At 40.9% G+C, this 15,063-nt stretch carries 14 protein-coding genes; 8 read left to right on the top strand and 6 right to left on the bottom strand.

Going from position 1 to position 15,063, the window contains the following annotated elements:
* Positions 1 to 35: 35 nt before the first annotated feature.
* Both sufC and sufB read right to left on the bottom strand, forming a co-directional pair.
* Positions 36 to 794, bottom strand: coding sequence for a Fe-S cluster assembly ATPase SufC (gene sufC, locus QYC40_RS00965; RefSeq protein WP_301991892.1), 759 nt, complete (start codon positions 792 to 794; stop codon positions 36 to 38).
* A gap of 63 nt (positions 795 to 857) precedes the next feature.
* A complete protein-coding gene (gene sufB, locus QYC40_RS00960) occupies positions 858 to 2,309 on the bottom strand; it encodes a Fe-S cluster assembly protein SufB (RefSeq protein ID WP_301991891.1) in 1,452 nt (483 codons plus the stop codon).
* A 331-nt stretch (positions 2,310 to 2,640) separates the two neighbouring features.
* On the opposite strand from sufB, the gene QYC40_RS00955 reads away from it, so the two are divergent.
* Positions 2,641 to 3,111 carry an Lrp/AsnC family transcriptional regulator gene (locus QYC40_RS00955; RefSeq protein ID WP_301991890.1) on the top strand — a complete coding sequence of 157 codons (471 nt, stop codon included), beginning with the start codon at positions 2,641 to 2,643 and terminating at the stop codon, positions 3,109 to 3,111.
* 7 nt (positions 3,112 to 3,118) lie between these two features.
* The gene (locus QYC40_RS00950) at positions 3,119 to 4,183 is read left to right on the top strand and encodes a DUF6695 family protein (protein WP_301991889.1); all 1,065 of its coding nucleotides are present in this window, start codon (positions 3,119 to 3,121) and stop codon (positions 4,181 to 4,183) included.
* Here the strand turns inward: QYC40_RS00950 and ung are convergent.
* The gene (gene ung / locus QYC40_RS00945) at positions 4,180 to 4,851 is read right to left on the bottom strand and encodes a uracil-DNA glycosylase (protein WP_301991888.1); all 672 of its coding nucleotides are present in this window, start codon (positions 4,849 to 4,851) and stop codon (positions 4,180 to 4,182) included. The two genes, QYC40_RS00950 and ung, sit on opposite strands and share 4 nt — an antisense overlap.
* 94 nt (positions 4,852 to 4,945) lie before the next feature.
* Between ung and QYC40_RS00940 the strand changes: the two genes are divergently transcribed.
* Positions 4,946 to 5,485, top strand: coding sequence for a lipopolysaccharide assembly protein LapB (locus QYC40_RS00940; RefSeq protein WP_260044147.1), 540 nt, complete (start codon positions 4,946 to 4,948; stop codon positions 5,483 to 5,485).
* A gap of 325 nt (positions 5,486 to 5,810) precedes the next feature.
* Here the strand turns inward: QYC40_RS00940 and QYC40_RS00935 are convergent, their stop codons facing one another.
* Both QYC40_RS00935 and truA read right to left on the bottom strand, forming a co-directional pair.
* Complete coding sequence (locus QYC40_RS00935) at positions 5,811 to 7,574, bottom strand: ABC transporter ATP-binding protein (RefSeq protein ID WP_301991887.1); 1,764 nt, start codon at positions 7,572 to 7,574, stop codon at positions 5,811 to 5,813.
* A gap of 10 nt (positions 7,575 to 7,584) precedes the next feature.
* Positions 7,585 to 8,343, bottom strand: coding sequence for a tRNA pseudouridine(38-40) synthase TruA (truA, locus tag QYC40_RS00930; protein WP_301991886.1), 759 nt, complete (start codon positions 8,341 to 8,343; stop codon positions 7,585 to 7,587).
* Positions 8,344 to 8,451: 108 nt separating this feature from the next.
* On the opposite strand from truA, the gene QYC40_RS00925 reads away from it, so the two are divergent.
* Both QYC40_RS00925 and QYC40_RS00920 read left to right on the top strand, forming a co-directional pair.
* Complete coding sequence (locus tag QYC40_RS00925; RefSeq protein WP_301991885.1) at positions 8,452 to 8,925, top strand: DUF4293 domain-containing protein; 474 nt, start codon at positions 8,452 to 8,454, stop codon at positions 8,923 to 8,925.
* A 12-nt stretch (positions 8,926 to 8,937) separates the two neighbouring features.
* Positions 8,938 to 9,405: a hypothetical protein gene (locus QYC40_RS00920; RefSeq protein ID WP_301991884.1), complete on the top strand. Its 468-nt coding sequence runs from the start codon at positions 8,938 to 8,940 to the stop codon at positions 9,403 to 9,405.
* A gap of 202 nt (positions 9,406 to 9,607) precedes the next feature.
* Here QYC40_RS00920 and QYC40_RS00915 read toward each other — a convergent pair whose 3' ends face one another.
* Positions 9,608 to 11,734 carry a M3 family metallopeptidase gene (locus tag QYC40_RS00915; RefSeq protein ID WP_301991883.1) on the bottom strand — a complete coding sequence of 709 codons (2,127 nt, stop codon included), beginning with the start codon at positions 11,732 to 11,734 and terminating at the stop codon, positions 9,608 to 9,610.
* Between the two features lie 159 nt (positions 11,735 to 11,893).
* Between QYC40_RS00915 and QYC40_RS00910 the strand changes: the two genes are divergently transcribed.
* The 3 genes from QYC40_RS00910 to QYC40_RS00900 all read left to right on the top strand — a co-directional run bounded on the left by QYC40_RS00910 (position 11,894) and on the right by QYC40_RS00900 (position 14,466).
* Positions 11,894 to 12,982, top strand: coding sequence for a DUF4407 domain-containing protein (locus tag QYC40_RS00910; protein ID WP_301991882.1), 1,089 nt, complete (start codon positions 11,894 to 11,896; stop codon positions 12,980 to 12,982).
* A 148-nt stretch (positions 12,983 to 13,130) separates the two neighbouring features.
* Positions 13,131 to 13,883: an aspartate/glutamate racemase family protein gene (locus QYC40_RS00905; RefSeq protein ID WP_301991881.1), complete on the top strand. Its 753-nt coding sequence runs from the start codon at positions 13,131 to 13,133 to the stop codon at positions 13,881 to 13,883.
* 142 nt (positions 13,884 to 14,025) lie between these two features.
* Positions 14,026 to 14,466 (top strand): ecotin family protein, encoded by a 441-nt coding sequence (locus QYC40_RS00900; RefSeq protein WP_301991880.1) that lies wholly within the window; start codon positions 14,026 to 14,028, stop codon positions 14,464 to 14,466.
* Positions 14,467 to 15,063 lie beyond the last annotated feature (597 nt).

Here is a 15,063-nt window from a genome sequence, read left to right as displayed (position 1 = left end):
AATCCGCTCATTACCTCTTTTTTACTTCCTCTCGGTTAGGCGTTCTGCGTATCTAATTCTTTTAACCAGTCGTAACCTTTTTCTTCTAACTCTAAAGCCAATTCTTTTGGACCCGATTTAACGATACGTCCATCGTACAATACGTGTACAAAATCCGGAACGATATAATCCAATAAACGTTGGTAGTGTGTAATGACTACGAAAGCATTGTTTTCCGAACGCAATTGGTTAACACCATTTGACACAATACGCAATGCGTCAATATCCAAACCTGAATCCGTTTCGTCCAAGATCGCTAGCTTAGGATTTAACATCGCTAATTGGAAGATCTCGTTACGCTTTTTCTCACCACCTGAAAAACCTTCGTTCAACGAACGGTTTGCCAAGTTTGCTGAAAACTCAACCAGTTTCTGTTTATCCTTTACCGTTTGTAAGAACTCCTTCGCCTCCATTGGAGGAAGTCCTTTGTACTCACGGATATCGTTTACCGCCGTTTTAAGAAAGTTGATATTAGAAACACCAGGGATTTCAACAGGATATTGGAAAGCTAAGAACAGTCCTTCGCGAGCACGGTCTTCTGGTGATAAATCTAATAGATCAACACCATCTAACAATACTTGCCCTTCAGTTACTTCATAAGTATCGCGTCCGGCAAGAACATTTCCTAAGGTACTTTTACCAGCACCGTTCGGGCCCATGATTGCATGAACTTCCCCTGCTTTAATCTCTAAATTTAACCCCTTTAATATTTGTTTGTCTTCAACAGACGCATGCAAATTTTTAATGCTTAACATATTCTTTCTATTGCGTATTTTGACCGGGATATCACATCCCAAGCATGTACTTCTAAAACTTTATTAACCTACAGAACCTTCTAACGAAATCGCCAGTAATTTCTGCGCTTCAACAGCAAACTCCATTGGTAATTGGTTCAATACCTCTTTGGCATAACCATTCACGATTAACCCTACGGCTTTCTCAGAGTCAATACCACGTTGATTTAAGTAAAATACTTGATCCTCACCAATTTTCGACGTCGTAGCCTCGTGCTCTAGTGTTGCTGTTTTATTTTTATTCTCGATATATGGGAAAGTGTGTGCTCCACAACGGTCACCAATCAATAAACTATCACACTGTGTAAAGTTTCTTGAGTTATCCGCATTTGAACCTATCTTCACCAAACCTCTGTAGCTGTTATGGCTCTTTCCGGCAGAGATACCCTTCGAAATAATCTTCGAACGTGTATTCTTACCTAAATGAATCATCTTCGTCCCTGTATCGGCAACCTGCATATTACGTGTCATAGCAACCGAGTAGAACTCGCCTACAGAATGGTCGCCTTTAAGGATAACCCCAGGATATTTCCATGTAATTGCCGATCCTGTTTCCACCTGCGTCCAAGAAATCTTCGAGTGGTCGCCTTTACAGATACCACGCTTCGTAACGAAGTTGTAAATCCCTCCCTTACCGTCTTTATCGCCAGGATACCAGTTCTGAACCGTAGAATATTTAATCTCCGCATTGCGAAGCGCAATTAATTCTACAACCGCAGCGTGCAATTGATTTTCATCACGCATAGGCGCTGTACAGCCTTCTAAGTAAGAAACATACGAATCCTCATCAGCGATGATTAATGTACGCTCGAACTGTCCGGTGTTTTGCGCGTTGATACGGAAATAGGTAGATAACTCCATCGGACAGTGTACTCCTTTAGGGATATACACGAAAGATCCGTCGGAGAATACCGCCGAGTTCAATGCTGCATAGATATTATCAGTCTGTGGAACCACAGTACCTAAGTATTCTTTTACTAATTCAGGATGCTCTTGAACAGCCTCTCCAAATGAACAGAAAATAACACCTTTCTCTTTCAATTTCTCGCGGAATGTTGTCTTTACAGATACCGAGTCAAACACAGCATCTACTGCAACCACCCCTGCTAAAATCTTCTGCTCATCCAATGGAATCCCCAGCTTCTCAAAAGTCGCCAATAACTCCGGATCCACCTCATCCATGCTCTCCAATTGCTTTTTAGGCTTTGGTGCTGCATAGTAAGAAAGATCTTGGAAGTCTACTTCAGGATTCTCAAAGTTTTGCCAGGTAGGCATTTTCATAGTTTGGAAATGACGAAATGCTTTCAATCTCCATTCCAATAACCATTCCGGTTCATTCTTCTTTGCTGAGATTAAACGAACGGTATCTTCATTGAGCCCTTTTGGCGCAATATCCATCTCGATATCCGTCGTAAATCCGTACTTATATTCTTCGAGCTCTAACTCTTTTAATAAATCGTCGTCTTTGGTGCTCATATCGCTTTCACTTAATTATCGAGGCTTTTGGCCCCCATGTTTTGAATGGCAAAGTTACGACTAAAAAAGCATAAAACAGTAGACTTTCTACGCTCACAAGGCACATTCATCGAAAAAAAATGACAAATATCATTTATTTTGCTCCTGAAGCAATTTTACTAAAAATATTATGACAATGACGTGATTAGTATAACTAAAATCAATAGGTTGAATCTGTAAATATAGGCGAGTTCTATACAAACAGTGCTTGTCATCGTTAAAAAAACAATTTGCCAAATAAACCAAATTTAATTTTGTACATTTATCTTTCTAATACAAATTTGAAAAGCCTATGTCGTACCAACCAGACAAAACGGATCTAAAAATTCTAAAGCTATTACAAGAGAATGGTAGGATTACCAATTTGCAACTAGCAACTAATATTGGACTGTCACCAGCTCCTACCTTAGAGCGCGTAAGGAAGCTTGAAAACTCTGGATTTATAAAGAGTTACCACGCATTTGTCGATGAGGAAAAATTAGGCTTAGGCATTAAATCATTTATCCAGATATCTCTAGACTTTCACACCCATAATGCGATCCCTGAGTTCGTAGAAGCGGTGCGTGCGATCCCCGAGGTTACTGAGTGTCACCACGTAACAGGGAACTGCGATTTCATGTTAAAGGTTTATGTTAGGGATATCAAAGCATACGAAGCCGTGATTATGGAGAAGATTTCGAAGATTCCTTTCGTAAAAACTTTCCAAACCATGATGATTATGTCGACCAGTAAAAAAGAGCCTATCGTGCCATTGGAATACTAGTGAGCGAATGAGTTACAAAGATTTTGCGATAATATTAACCTGGCCCGATGCGACTATCCGAGGAGATGAAAAATGGATGATGTTTTTCAAGAAGATCGGTTTGGTCAAAAATCTAAACTTCAAAGTAGGGCATACCGGCGTTGTCATTGTTGACCATCACTCGGGCGAGATGTTGTTCTACGACTTCGGTCGTTATATCACACCTCGCGGTTATGGACGCGCAAGATCAAAGTATTCTGACCCTAAGCTACATATCCGCCTACAAGCAATCATCGAAAACAACAAGATTAAAAACATCGATCAGATTGTTGAGTATTTTGAAGACATGAAGCCCGCCATGTATGGCGAAGGCCGCCTGTTTTTCAACATCGTTAGTGATATCAATTTTCAAGAGGCAAAAGCCTATGGCGATTATTGCGTCGAGCAAGGAACTTACCCTTACGGCGCCGTGGCCAGAAATAACAACAACTGCTCGCGCTTTATTACACGGATGCTGATGAAAGCATCCGACAAATATCATTACTGGCATGGAATCAATCTGCCAGAAACAATCAAAGCAAGCCCTATTAGCAATGTTGTGAATGCAAATAAGGACCGCATAGTCTATAGTTATTCACCAACAGACGGCATGCAGAGCTTCCGCATGAATAGGTGGCAATCCTTTGGCTTCCTCTTGAAACAGTTGGGCGATAATGTATTTCGAAATAGAGCTAACCAACTGCCGACCGACTTAATAATCGGCGCCATGGCATTTGGCTCTAAACCTATCACGGTGCCTAAGCACGCTAAATATTTAGGTGGCGTTGGTGATGGTGCCTGGTATTACCTCAACCAGCGCAACGAATTCACGGTAGAAGTGAGCCGCTACACGACGCAAGGCGAATTAGAATATGTGGTTTTAGGAGAATCGACCGAGCCCCTGCGCTTGACGGAGGAATGGGAAATTGCTTATGACAGCCACCTTCTTTTCACCCATATTAAACAAAACGGACGCAAAATCCGTATCAAGCACCTTGAGCAACTTCCTTTGGAGGAATTCAAATATAAAAATCTACAAGAAAGATATGCTTAGACTTGCCAGTCGATAGGCTGAAGCTGATGATGTTTTAAAAACTCATTAGCCTGCGAGAAATGTGCACTCCCAAAAAAGCCACGATATACCGATAGTGGCGATGGATGCACAGCTGTTAGGATCAAATGCTTGTTCGCATCAATTAATGCTGATTTCTTTATCGCATAGCTCCCCCATAGCAGAAACACCACATGCTCCTTCTTATCGGAAATCTCCTTGATAATCGAATCTGTAAATTGCTCCCATCCGCGCTTCTGATGTGAAGCTGCTTCATGCGCGCGAACCGTTAGAGTCGCATTTAGTAATAACACGCCCTGCTCTGCCCATTTGGTTAAATCACCATGATTAGGATAGGTGAAACCCGGAATATCAGTAACCAATTCGGTGTAGATATTCTTTAGGGAAGGCGGAAGCGGCATTCCTTTCGGTACAGAGAATGATAAACCATGTGCTTGCCCGTCGTTATGATAAGGGTCTTGTCCAAGGATAACGACTTTTACATTGGATAGGGGCGTCAGTTTGAAAGCATTAAAGACCAAATCGTTCGGAGGGAACACCTTATGCATCGAACGCTCTTGTTGTACAAAAGCCGATAAGGCTTTCATCTTTTCTGTTGCAAAGAGTGGTTTCAAGATGGGGTCCCAAGTGGAATCAAAACGTTCTGACATGATTTACTGTTATTATTTCGAATTTTTACCGTCCATATTTGTAAGAGACAGCAAATTAACGGATATTTGCAAACTTACAGTATAATGTATAATTATGTCAAATATTGTTCGAATTATAATTTGTAGTTTATTGGTGATCGGCACAGTCGCATTGTTTTGGATTGGCCAATGGGGTTGGGGAATTCTAGCCATTTTGATAACAATCCTTGCATGGGTTACCGTATTCTTCAATGAGAAGATGTTGCTAGCACAGTGGTTCCTGAGAAAAGAACGCATGGACAAAGCCGAAGCATGGTTGAAAAAAATCAATAACTATGAAAAAGAGCTTATCTCTGCACAACACGGTTACTACCACATGTTATTGGGTTTAATTGAGTCGCAACGCGCACCACTACAATCTGAAAAATACTTCAAGAAAGCCCTATCAATGGGTCTTCATATGGATCACAACGTGGCACTAGCAAAATTAAGCTTAGCAGGTATAGCTATGGCAAAACGCAATAAACGCGAAGCAGAGAAACTACTTGCCGAAGCGAAGAAAGCCGATAAAAACAAACTCCTTGAAGAGCAAATCAAAATGATGAAATCTCAAATGGGAATGATGGATAAACAACAGTTTCGCTATTCAAGATAGATATTAGAGGTTAGAGTTTAGACATTAGATTTTAGATACTGAAAGACGCCAATGGCGTCTTTTTTTTATTTTGATACTAAGGATAATGTCTGAAGGGAAGAGTGTGTTGTCTTGAACCAGGAAAGGAAGGATATTGGATGCACATCGCACATTTACGGTATTTATATCAGACGTTTCACTAAACGTCTCCAACAATACTAGACCGCTGATCCTTTCAGACTATATATTCGACAGTCGACTAGATCCTGCCTATCCTTACATCCTTTTTTTCCTGGTTCAAGACAGAAAATTCTAAAATCTAATGTCTAACATCTGATATCTATCCTCAAATTCCCGCCGAGTTAAACTGCAATTCGTAGAGTTTTCTATAATGGCCATCAATTTCTAGAAGCTCGTGGTGGCTTCCGATTTCCATGATTTCGCCTTTATCAAGTACAATGATTTTATCTGCCTTTTGGATAGTCGATAGGCGGTGGGCAATGACAATGGATGTTCTTCCATCCATCATGTTGTCGATGGCGTGTTGAATCATCAACTCTGTTTCGGTGTCGATAGACGAGGTCGCTTCATCGAGGATGAGGATCTTCGGGTCATGCACTAATGCACGGATAAAGGATATCAACTGTGCTTGTCCTGCAGATAATGTTGAGCCTCGTTCTTGCACCTGATACTCAAAGTTGCCCGGTAAGCGCATAATGAAGTTATAGGCACCTACTTTCTTCGAGGCATCGACGATGCTCTCCATCGAGATATTCGGGTTGTTCAGGCGAATGTTGTTGAGTACGGAATCTGAGAACAGAAAAACATCCTGCAATACCGTAGCAATTGTCTGGCGCAAGAACATCAAATCATATTCACGGATATCTACACCATCCAATAAGATCTGTCCTTTCTGAATTTCATAGAAACGGCTCAATATATTGATTACGGACGATTTCCCTGCCCCTGTAGCCCCCACCAATGCAAGCGTCTCACCTGGCTTTACTGAGAAACTAACATCCTTCAGCACCCATTTCTCGTCGTTATAAGCAAACCAAACATTCTTGAACTCAATAGCGCCCGCAACATGTTCCGGCTTATATTCTCCCGCGTCAGGTGTAAATTCATCGGTATCCAAGACATCAAAAATCCGCTCCGCGGAAACCATTCCCATTTGTAAAGTATTGAACTTGTCGATCAATTCACGGATAGGTCGGAAGATCATGTTGATATACATGATAAACGCGACGACCACACCCGGTGAGATGGCATCGGCCAGAATCTGCTTCGAACCATACCAAACCAGAAGTCCGGTAGCAATGGCTACGATGATTTCTAATACCGGAAAGAAGATTGAAAAGTACCAATTGGCACGGATATGCGCATTTCTATGCTCTTTATTGATTTCTTTGAACTTACGCATCTCCTGATCTTCGCGCGCAAAGTACTGAATCACCGCCATTCCGGTAATATGCTCCTGCAGGAAGGTATTCAAGTTAGAAACCCACAGACGAACACTCTGGAAGGCTGATTTCATTGCTTCCTTGAAAATATAAGTCGCAGCGATCATTAGCGGCATTGGAATCAGCACGACCAAGGTCAGCTTCCAATCCGTATAGAACATCACGCCCAGAATAACCACCAGTTGCAACAAATCTCCGATGATTTGGATTAACCCTTCAGAAAAGATATTGGCTATGGTCTCCAAGTCAGAGATCGTACGAGTAATCAAACGACCGATAGGTGTATTATCGAAATATTTAAGGCGTAAGTTGGTAATATGATTAAATACCTGGATGCGGATATCGCGGATAACCGACTGCCCGAGTGTATTTGTCATTAATGTGTGAAAATATCGAATCAGCGTCTGTGCAACCAATAACGCGAGCATAAGTAACAACATTTGTGTTAATCCTTTGCCCGATCCGGATAAGATATAATGGTCTAGCGTGTACTCAATCAATAGCGGTAAAGCCGGAGCCACGGCTGCCAATAAGATGGTCAGCAGCACAGAAAGCCAGAAAATAGTGCGATAAGGGCGAATATATTTCGCTAAGCGCCCCAATAATTTACTATCATATGCTTTTCCGGAGATTGATTCTTTTTCCAAGGTGATGTGATTAATCGATATAAGGATACAAAACTTTTGTTAAATATAGGCCACATGCCGGAACGGAAGTCCCCGCCATCGAACGATCCTGACTCGCAATAACTGCTTTTACATGCTCAACAGGCTTTTTCCCTAGACCTACCTCCATCAATGTTCCCACAATTGCCCGTACCATATTTCTCAAGAAACGATCTGCACTGATATGAAAGATCAACCTGCCATCCTTCATTTCCCACTCAGCACGCGTTATATCGCAGATATTAGTGAAAACCTGTGTGTTCGACTTACTGAAGCAACTGAAGTCCTGTTTCCCTAAAAGGTCTTTAGCCGCCAAATTCATCTTCTCGATGTCCGGAACGTCGCGCAATAGCCAAGACTGTAAATGTAAAAAGGGATCTTTTATAAAATGAACATGATATTCATAGCTTCTGGAGCTTGCATCGAAGCGTGCGTGCGCCTCGCTATCGACCGAAATAAGTCGGTAAACGACAATATCGAAAGGCAATAAAGCATTGAGGGAATGAACGAAACGATCTGCATTTTTAAGGACGGGCGCAGCACTATCAAAGTGAACAAATAGCTGCTTGGCGTGTACCCCGCTGTCTGTTCTTCCAGCTCCTACCGTTTCTACAGGCTCACGAAGCAAGATCTGCAAGGCCCCATTTAGCTTTTCCTGCACACTAACGGCATTATCCTGAATCTGCCAACCATGATAGGCAGTGCCATTATACGCAATCTCCAAAAAATAACGTGTTGATGTTTCTTCCACGCAACAAAGGTACGCAAAACTAGCTTTTACGGAAACCAAAAGGCCGCCGAAACTAAACCCAATTTGAACTGTTTATAGTATATTTGTACATATACTTAAAATTAAACTATGATACAGCGTATTCAAACCGTATGGTTATTATTATCTAGCCTTGTACTTTTCGCGCTCTTCCTGTTCCCTTATGTGAGTTATATAGACTTGGTTGGACTGGGAAAAAACATTTATGTTTCGGGGGTTTACTCATCGGTAAACAACGTAGCAACCAAAGAATCCACATTTCTGTTGATGACAATCGCTACGGTCGTATTAGCATTGATCCCGTTGTTCATCATCTTTAAGTACAAAAACCGCAAAACACAATTATCGCTTATCCTAGTTCAGGTTATTCTAATTTGTTTATTTGCTATTTGGATGTTCATCTCAGCAAACAATATCCTGAGCCTGATCAACCAAAGCATTGGTGCTAATAACATTGGTATTGGTTTCTTCCTATTGCCAGTTTCTATTCTGTTTTTAGGCTTGGCCATCCGTGGTATTCGTAATGATAATAAGTTGATTAAATCTGCGGATAGACTGCGATAATCCCTTTACGCCATGAAGCAAGTTCTATTAGCTATATTTTTTATAGGTCTTTTTGCTGCACCTCACTATTTGAGGGCACAAGTTGCTGAAGATCCAAGTGTTCAGGTAGTGAATGAAATTCAGTTCGACCTGAAGTCTGTGAAGACGGTCGCTGACACGCTAGTGATTGATCTTTTCGCCATTTCTTACGAAAAGAATCCGCGCGAATTCCGCCTCAATGTTTTCGGATCCAACCTAACGGATGCCGATGGAAAGGAACATTTCCTAACTTCTGTACAAGTTGGAAGGGTAATTGTTAATATCGCAGACCGACAGAACTACCTCAACTACCTGCTAAATCAAGATGTTCCTGTAGCCATCCAGCTGAAGTTAGCACCCGCAACGGATGCCATAAAAAAAGCAAAGCAAGTAACGCTGGTCTTTGCAGACTTTGAAGAAGAAGGAAAGTTTGTCGAAGCGATTGTTGGGATTAGACAATAGAGTTTAGATGTTAGATATTAGACGTTAGACATTAGATATTAGCGTATGCGGGATCGGATTGAGGAATTGAATATACACATTAAAATGAGGTCGATTGAATACTAATCTTACTCAATAATACATAGAAAAAGGGGCTATTTGCGTAGCCCCTTTTTTGTATTCCGTTAGCTCTAATGTCTTAAATCTAACGTCTAATATCTAATTAATTTAATCCTCTTTTCACCATTAAGTGTACAGGGTTTGGATCTGCTCCGCGGAATTTGCGGTACATTTCGGCAGGGTTTCCAGTTCCACCTTTTTCTAGGATGTTGCTACGGAATGCTGCTGCTGTTCCTTGGTCGTAAAGACCTTTTTCTTTGAATGCTGCGAAAGCATCAGCGTCTAATACTTCAGACCAGATATAGCTATAGTATCCTGCAGAGTAACCTCCTGAGAAGATATGTTGGAAGTAAGTACTTCTATAGCGAGGGATGATCGCATCGATTAATCCGATTTTCGACATCGCTGCTTTTTCGAAATCATTCGCTTTCGCTGCGATTGGTGCAGTTGCCGCGTGGTAGTTCATATCCAAGATAGAAGCCGCAAGGTATTCTACGGTTGCAAAACCTTGATCGAAAGTACCTGCTTTTTGCATTTTCTCAATCAATGCATCAGGGATAGCTTCTTTCGTTTGGTAGTGTTTTGCATAGGATTTCAATACTTCAGGATCTCCAGCCCAGTTTTCCATAATCTGAGACGGCAACTCTACGAAGTCGCGTGGAACGGATGTTCCTGCTAAACTTCTATGCTTTACATTAGAGAATAAGCCGTGCAATGCATGTCCGAATTCATGGAATAATGTTGTTGCTTCATCGAATGTTAATAATGCAGGGTTATCACCTACAGGCTTCGTGAAGTTACATACAATAGAGATTACCGGAGCTACGCGCTTTCCGTCTTTTCTGCTTTGTCCTCGGTAAGAAGTCATCCATGCCCCCGAGCGTTTTGACTCGCGAGGGAAGAAGTCTGCATATAACAATCCTAGGTGTGATCCGTCTTTATCGCGAACCTCATATACTTCAACTTCTGGGTGGTAAACCGGCACATTGTTCAATGCTACGAAGCTGATGCCCCATAATTTCTTAGCTGTTTCAAATGCACCTTCGCGCACTGCTGGCAAGCTGAAATAAGGCTTGATCTCCTCTTCGTTCAACGCGTATCTAGCTTTACGGATTTTCTCTTGGTAATAACGCCAATCGTATGGAGCTACAGTGAAAGTATCTTTTGCTGCGGCAATTTCCTTTTGGATATCCGCTGCTTCTGTCTTCGCTTTCGCTAGCGCAGGAGCCCATAATTTGTTCAACAGATTGTTAACATTCGTTGGATTCTCAGCCATCGACTCTTCCAATACATAAGCTGCATGTGAAGAATAGCCCAATAACTTCGCTTTTTCTAAACGTAGATTTGCAATTTTAACCAATGTCTCTTTATTGTCTTGGTCATTGCCGTTGTTTCCACGCATCTGATAGGCTTCCCAAATTTGCTTGCGCAATTCACGGTTATCAGCATATTGAAGGAAAGGCATGATTGAGGGGTTTTGCAATGTAAATACCCATTTACCTTCTTTTCCTTTAGCTTTTGCTTCGTTGGCTGCCGCTGTCTTCAATTCCTCCGGCAAACCAGCTAAATCTTCTGCTTTATCCACAACTAATTCGTAAGCATTAAGCTCGTTCAATAAGTTTTGACCATACTGAGTAGTCAACACAGATAGATCTGCATTGATTTTCTTTAATTTCTCTTTATCTGCTTCCTTCAAGTTTGCACCCGAACGAACGAAATCTTTATATGTTTCTTCTAATAACTTTTGGTCTTCAGCGTCTAAACCTAGCTCCGCTTTTTTCGCGTATACCGCTTTAACACGATCAAATAATTTTGGATTTAAAGAAATCTCATCGCTATGCGCAGACATCACAGGAGCCATGTCTTTGGCAATAGCCTGAATCGTATCGTTGGTATTTGCTGAATTCAAGTTATAGAAAACCGTAGAAACGCGGTTCAACAACTGTCCGGCATTCTCTAATGCTAAAATTGTATTTTCAAAAGATGCCTCTTCTGCGTTATTTAAGATGGAGTCTACTTCGGCATTGTGAACAGACAGGGCCTCTTTGAAAGCCGGTCTGAAATGCTCATCCTTAATCTGATCAAATGGAGGAACTTCAAATGGAGTTTCGTATGCCGTTAATAATGGGTTTTTCAAGTCTTCTTGTTTTTCTTTACTCTCTTGATTGTTACACCCTACAACTAAGCTTGCGACAATAGCCAGGTAGGGTAGAAAACGTTTTTTGTTCATTATTAGTTGTTTTAATTCAATTTTTGTGCAAAGGTAATTATTATTTAAAGAAACACACCACAAAGGTATTCTTTTGACCTATCGGAAATATGCTAATTTTTTTTGACATTTGATGTAACAATAGCACCTATTAAGCGTCTAACTGACAAAGTATTAAAGATGAAATCATTTTTTTGGTGGTGCGCGGGTGTCCATCGCGACACATTAGAAAGGTATCCTGAGGAACAGAACAAGTATATCAGCATCGGTGCGACTATATTCTTCACCGGATTATTTGCAGCGTTGGCGGGTGGATATGCCTTATATTTTGTTTTTAGCGGAAGCCCTTTTGCCCTCCTATACGCCCTTGTTTTCGGACTTATTTGGGGACTGGCAATTTTCAATTTAGACCGATATATTGTACTCAGTATTGACAAAAGCCGTTCCGGAGGCATGCAGTTTCTGCAAGCCTTGCCGCGTATTCTATTGGCGATCCTTATCGGTTTGATTATCTCACGTCCTTTAGAACTTAAAATATTCGATAAGGAAATCCGCGAATACCTGCGCACCGAATATCTGGTGCAACAGAACGCTAAGATCGACACACTGAACAAAACATTTGAGAATAAGTATTTGGTTGAATATGGACAGCTTAATGCGTTAAAAACACAAGCTGACTCTTTAGAGTCTTCCATTAAAACCTCACGCCAACAGCTGAATCATGAAATATTCGGAACTAAAACCGATGAAACTTCCGGTGTGATGGGCTATGGACCGTATGCGAAGATGAAAGAGGGTTCGTTGAATCAGCAACAGGTCTATTTAGACACCTTACGAAGCCGGATACAACAAAAGGAATCATCCTTGTTGCAGCGGAAATCGGCGGAGGGCTTGATGGATCAACGCATATTATCCGATCGTTCCTTGGACAGTGCAGTGAATGTAGCAGGCTTTGCCGATCGAAATGCAGCGCTTAGCAACCTGCATAAGAAACCCGATGGAACAGTCAATAAGTCCACCGAATATGCGGTGATCTTTATTGCTCTTTTATTTATTTTCTTCGAATGTCTTCCCGTTTTTGTGAAGCTTATGAGCGGACGGGATGCTTACGATAATGCGCTGAAAAATCAGAAAGAAATCCACGAGTATGAGTCAGATACAAGCGTACGGGTCGAAAAAACTGCGATTGATAAAATTGAAGATTATCGGGTCGATGCCTCCATCAAACGACGTATGGACAAGTTGAGCGAGGAATTCTCAAATTCGTAAATTTTAAACATCTCATTTTAAAATATTTAGATAGCATTGAGCGACAAATACTTGTCGCTCTTTTTTGCTATTGGCGTTATTTTTGAATAGCTTATAGGCAGATTACGGATCGTAATCTGATGTTTTGTTAAATAAAAAAGAACGCGTTATGATTGGAATTATTGGAGGTCTAGGACCGTTAGCAGGGATTGATATTGTTAGGAAAATCATTGAGGAGACCAATGCACAGAATGACCAAGGCCATCTACCTGTTCTCTTATCCTCACAACCCAACAAGATTCCCAATAGGGTTGACTATTTATTAGGACTTGAACCTCGAAATCCAGGAATTGATATCGCCAATATTGCTATGGATTTGGAAAAAGCGGGAGCTTCTGCTATTGGAATGCCGAGCAATACCGCACATACGAGCCCCATCTTCGATACGGTTAAAACCGAATTGAATCGACAAGGTTCTCAAGTTAGGTTTCTCAATATGATTGATGAAGTCGCCGACTACATCAATGATGTTTATCCCGGAAAAGCCGTCTCAGTCCTGGTTACCAACGGCACAAAGAACAACGGCTTATATAAAAACAGTTTAGAGGCAAAAGGAATTCCATTTATCGATAGCACAGAAAGCCTGCAGGAAAAGATTCACGAGGCCATTTACGATAAGACTTACGGCTTGAAACATGTTTCCTCGCCCGTAACGAACCGTGCACACGACGCGCTAGTCGCGGCAATACTAGAGCTGAAAGGCCAGGGAGCAGAACTGATTATTATGGGTTGCACGGATATCCCTATGGCATTGCGGGAAAAATCCTATTATGGATTACCTGTACTGGACCCTAATCGAATCCTAGCACGCGCTTTGATCAGAACCCAAGATGCCTCTAAATTAAAAGAAGATATTCTTTAAACCTTTCCGTTCAAATTGACTCTTAACTTATAATATTTGGTTATATTAATTAAAATTTTCACAAATCTATATGTGTAAAAGAAAAATATTTCAGTTATTTGCAACATTGGCCGTTGCATTAACATTCGCTCTCTCCAATACTATGGCACAAGAAACCATTGCTAAGGTAGATACCGACATCTTCCCAAAAGCGGAAAAAGGCTATAAGAAAATGATCATCGAAGTGCCTTATTCCGATCGCGACGATTCTAAACGCATCGAATTTAGCGTAGGGAAATACATGGAGGTCGACGGTTGTAACCATTTCGGATTGCAAGGACAGACAGAGGTAAAGGATTTGCAGGGTTGGGGATATCAATATTATATCTTCAAGACAAAGGGAGACATCATTGGAACCCAAATGGGTTGTCCTGACATGCCAAAACGCAACCTCTTTGTGTCCGCGGCTCCTACAAACCTACGATACAACGGCAAAATGCCGATCGTGATCTACGTTCCGGAAGAATACACGGTACAGTTTAAGATTTTCACAACGACAGATGAGGTCTACCAAGCGGCAGAAGCTCCGTCGAAATCGAAATAACGAAATTAAATCCTATGAAACATGCAAAACCTGGACAGCATTATGTTGTTAAGGTTTTTTTATGAACCTACTGCCGAAAAGTTTTGCACTTCATAGCTTTTGTTGTCAGCGCAACGTCTAAAATCTATCGCCCGATATCTTTTGTCCCTTTTGCAGTTTTCGTTGATTTTGATTGCAACTTATAAAGTCTAAACGCTAGAAAGAGAAAAGGTATCAAGCGAGGAAACTCAGGTAGCTTCCGAACAGATTATTTTGAAACCAACAATCATCTTGTGGACTTCATCAACTATTCCACAATCTCTATTTTTAAATATTCATCCCACATCTCCTTCAGACGCGCCTATTAGGTCCCGTTTTTGGCTTGAAACGTAAACATATTTTGTCTAATGTAAAATATATATATTCCATTTCATTCAATGAATTTTCGATATTGATAAATGGGGATTTTAAATTTTGACAAAACTTTTCGAAAAAAATTAAAATTTATAAAAATTCCACACGTTATTGTTAATATTTTTAAAAAAATATTAAACAGATTTATTAACATAAAATAAATCAAAAATTCATCTTATCGTTATACTGCATTGTTGTCGAATT

Source organism: Sphingobacterium sp. BN32, assembly GCF_030503615.1.
Classification (GTDB): domain Bacteria; phylum Bacteroidota; class Bacteroidia; order Sphingobacteriales; family Sphingobacteriaceae; genus Sphingobacterium.
This window is presented reverse-complemented; position numbering and strand designations above follow the sequence as displayed.

Coding starts and splice junctions, on each gene's coding strand:
- sufC (WP_301991892.1), bottom strand. CDS start 794: ATGTTAAGCATTAAAAATTTGCATGCGTCTGTTGAAGACAAACAAATA.
- sufB (WP_301991891.1), bottom strand. CDS start 2,309: ATGAGCACCAAAGACGACGATTTATTAAAAGAGTTAGAGCTCGAAGAA.
- QYC40_RS00955 (WP_301991890.1), top strand. CDS start 2,641: ATGTCGTACCAACCAGACAAAACGGATCTAAAAATTCTAAAGCTATTA.
- QYC40_RS00950 (WP_301991889.1), top strand. CDS start 3,119: ATGAGTTACAAAGATTTTGCGATAATATTAACCTGGCCCGATGCGACT.
- ung (WP_301991888.1), bottom strand. CDS start 4,851: ATGTCAGAACGTTTTGATTCCACTTGGGACCCCATCTTGAAACCACTC.
- QYC40_RS00940 (WP_260044147.1), top strand. CDS start 4,946: ATGTCAAATATTGTTCGAATTATAATTTGTAGTTTATTGGTGATCGGC.
- QYC40_RS00925 (WP_301991885.1), top strand. CDS start 8,452: ATGATACAGCGTATTCAAACCGTATGGTTATTATTATCTAGCCTTGTA.
- QYC40_RS00920 (WP_301991884.1), top strand. CDS start 8,938: ATGAAGCAAGTTCTATTAGCTATATTTTTTATAGGTCTTTTTGCTGCA.
- QYC40_RS00915 (WP_301991883.1), bottom strand. CDS start 11,734: ATGAACAAAAAACGTTTTCTACCCTACCTGGCTATTGTCGCAAGCTTA.
- QYC40_RS00910 (WP_301991882.1), top strand. CDS start 11,894: ATGAAATCATTTTTTTGGTGGTGCGCGGGTGTCCATCGCGACACATTA.
- QYC40_RS00905 (WP_301991881.1), top strand. CDS start 13,131: ATGATTGGAATTATTGGAGGTCTAGGACCGTTAGCAGGGATTGATATT.
- QYC40_RS00900 (WP_301991880.1), top strand. CDS start 14,026: ATGGCACAAGAAACCATTGCTAAGGTAGATACCGACATCTTCCCAAAA.